Raw genomic sequence first — 3,029 nt, 5'->3', positions numbered from 1 at the left:
CCGGTCCCGCCCGCCTCCGGACCGCCGCGCCCGTCGCGCCGGTCCGGAACGTCCGTCGCGCGCTCCGGCGGATGCTCCGCCGCGCGCTCCCCCCGGGACTCCGGCGTCTCCGGGGGCTCCGGGGACTCGGGGGTCTCCGGGTGCGGGTGGGGTTCCGTGTGCGCGGGCAGACGCCTCCGCCTGCGGTGCTTGAGCAGGGCCCAGGGAGCGCGCGCCCCCGTGACCTCCGTACCGGCCTCGCGGGCCGCCTGCGAGGCCGCCTTCGCCACCGGCAGTATGTCCTCGCGCCGGGAGCCGTCGAGATGATCCGTCTCCGGCCAGAGCCCGAGCACCGCGCAGAGCGTCGGCAGCACCGCCATCGACGCGGTGGCGTACCCCTCGGCCGAGGGGTGGTAGTTGTCCGGGCCGAAGAGCTCGCGCGGGTTGGCCTCGAACTCCGGCCCCAGCAGATCGCCCAGCGAGACCGTGCGCCCGCCCTGCTCCACCGCGCCGATGGTCTGGGCCGCCGCGAGCTGCCGACTGACCCGGCGGGCCAGGTACCGCAGCGGCTGGTAGACCGGCTCGATCGTGCCGAGGTCCGGGCAGGTCGCGACGACCACCTCCGCGCCCGCCGTCCGCAGCCTGCGCACGGCGGTGGTCAGACAGCGCACCGACTGCGTGGCGGGCATCCGGTGGGTCACGTCGTTCGCGCCGATCATGATCACGCAGACGTCCGGGTACCGCGACGGATCGGCCAGCAACAGTGCCACCTGCCGCTCCAGATCGTCCGACCTGGCCCCCGGAAGGGCCACGTTGCGCATGTCCACCGGCCGTTCCGCGACCGCCGCCAGCCCCGAGGCGAGGAGAGCCCCCGGCGTCTGGCCGGCCCGCCGCACCCCCTGCCCGGCCGCCGTCGAGTCACCGAGCAGAGCCAGTCGGAGCGGATCGGCGGGACCGGCGAAGGCCACGCCGTACCGTCCGTCCGCACTCGGTGGAACCGGGGCGATACCTCCGCCCACCTGCCGCTTCGCAAGCTGCACCTCGGCCAGGACGAGGCCGACCGTCGCCGCCCCGATGAGCCCGATGCTGCCGCCGCCGAACGCGGCGCCCGCCGCGATCCGCCGTGCCACTCTTGCCGTCGACACCGTGCGGTCCACCTCCTTCTCGCCACTCAGCCGTACACGTACCTACCTGCCCCGCAGGGGGATGCGTCCAATCGCTTCGCCCAATGTGGTGCCCGTACGCATACTCTGAGCCGGACCATCTCGGAGATCCCGGAGTACACGGTGAAATTCCACGATTCGATGATCAGTCTTGTCGGCAACACCCCGCTGGTCAGGCTGCGGAGCGTCTCGGCCGGCATTCAGGCGACCGTCCTGGCCAAGGTCGAGTACTTCAACCCCGGCGGCTCGGTGAAGGACCGCATCGCGCTGCGCATGATCGAGGCGGCGGAGGCGAGCGGCGAACTGCGGCCCGGCGGCACCATCGTCGAGCCGACGAGCGGCAACACCGGCGTCGGCCTCGCGATCGTCGCGCAGCAGAAGGGGTACAAGTGCGTCTTCGTCTGCCCGGACAAGGTGTCCATGGACAAGATCAACGTGATGCGCGCGTACGGCGCCGAGGTCGTCGTCTGCCCGACGGCCGTCGATCCCTCGCACCCCGACTCGTACTACAACGTCTCCGACCGGCTGGTCCGTGAGACCCCCGGAGCCTGGAAGCCCGACCAGTACTCCAACCCGAACAACCCGCGCTCCCACTACGAGACCACCGGTCCCGAGCTGTGGGAGCAGACGGAGGGGCGGATCACCCACTTCGTCGCGGGCGTCGGCACCGGAGGCACCATCACCGGAACCGGCCGCTATCTGAAGGAGATCAGCGAAGGCGCGGTCACCGTGGTCGGCGCCGACCCGGAGGGCTCGGTCTACTCCGGCGGCTCCGGGCGCCCGTACCTGGTGGAAGGCGTCGGCGAGGACTTCTGGCCGTCCGCCTACGACCGGACCGTCACGGACGAGATCGTCGCCGTCTCGGACAAGGACTCCTTCCAGATGACCCGCCGCCTCGCCAAGGAGGAGGGGCTGCTCGTCGGCGGCTCCTGCGGCATGGCGGTCGTCGCCGCGCTGGAGGTCGCCCGGCGCCTCGGCCCGGACGACGTCGTGGTCGTCCTGCTGCCGGACAGCGGACGCGGCTACCTCAGCAAGATCTTCAACGACGAGTGGATGGCCGACTACGGCTTCCTGGAGGACGCCGGCCCCTCCGCCCGCGTCGACGCGGTGCTCGCCCACAAGGAGGGCCCGATGCCCTCGCTCGTCCACATGCACCCGGACGAGACGGTCGGCCAGGCCATCGAGGTGCTGCGTGAGTACGGCGTCTCCCAGATGCCGATCGTGAAGCCCGGCGCCGGACACCCCGACGTGATGGCCGCCGAGATCGTCGGCTCGGTCGTCGAGCGGGAACTGCTGGACGCCCTGTTCACCAAGCGCGCCCAGCTCACCGACCCGCTGGAGAAGCACATGTCGGACCCGCTTCCCCAGGTCGGATCGGGCGAACCGGTCGAGGACCTGATGGCCGTGCTCAGCGGCTCCGGCGCTGCCGACGCCGCGATCGTACTGGTCGAAGGCAAGCCCAAGGGGGTCGTGAGCAGGCAGGATCTCCTCTCCTTCCTGGCCGAGGAGAGCGGCGTCTCCGCCTGATACGCCCGATGTGCGGGAGCCTCGTCGCAGAACTGGTACGAGCGCGTCACGTCCACGCAGCACCCGCTTAACACGGATCAGGCAGATTGATGGGTGTCGGCAGGGAAACCCGCCGGCACCCGATACGGCGACATGGACTACGGAGCGGCTCCCGGACCTCCAAAGTCGCCAGGACGCGAGCGCCCGGCCCTGACCCGGACCGCGTCCCTCGCGGGGACCGCCGTCGTCCCGCCCCCCGGGCGACCGGGGGTGCGGCGGTCCCCGCGACATGCTTCGCCGACGGCGGCTGTCATGTTCGCGGCAGCGCTGCTCATCGCGTTCTCCGCCGTCCACGACCACGTCGACGGCATCAGGGCGTCC

At 71.7% G+C, this 3,029-nt stretch carries 2 protein-coding genes; one reads left to right on the top strand and one right to left on the bottom strand.

Going from position 1 to position 3,029, the window contains the following annotated elements; translation table 11 throughout:
* On the bottom strand, window positions 1–1,109 hold a 1,109-nt coding region (locus tag ACWD3D_RS35420; protein ID WP_451464783.1), incomplete at its 3' end, for an SGNH/GDSL hydrolase family protein.
* Between the two features lie 156 nt (window positions 1,110–1,265).
* Here ACWD3D_RS35420 and ACWD3D_RS35415 point away from each other — a divergent pair.
* Window positions 1,266–2,669: a cystathionine beta-synthase gene (locus ACWD3D_RS35415; RefSeq protein ID WP_451464782.1), complete on the top strand. Its 1,404-nt coding sequence runs from the start codon at window positions 1,266–1,268 to the stop codon at window positions 2,667–2,669.
* The last annotated feature ends 360 nt before the right edge of the window (window positions 2,670–3,029 follow it).

The sequence above is a fragment of the Streptomyces sp. NPDC002690 genome (assembly GCF_053592415.1).
This window is presented reverse-complemented; position numbering and strand designations above follow the sequence as displayed.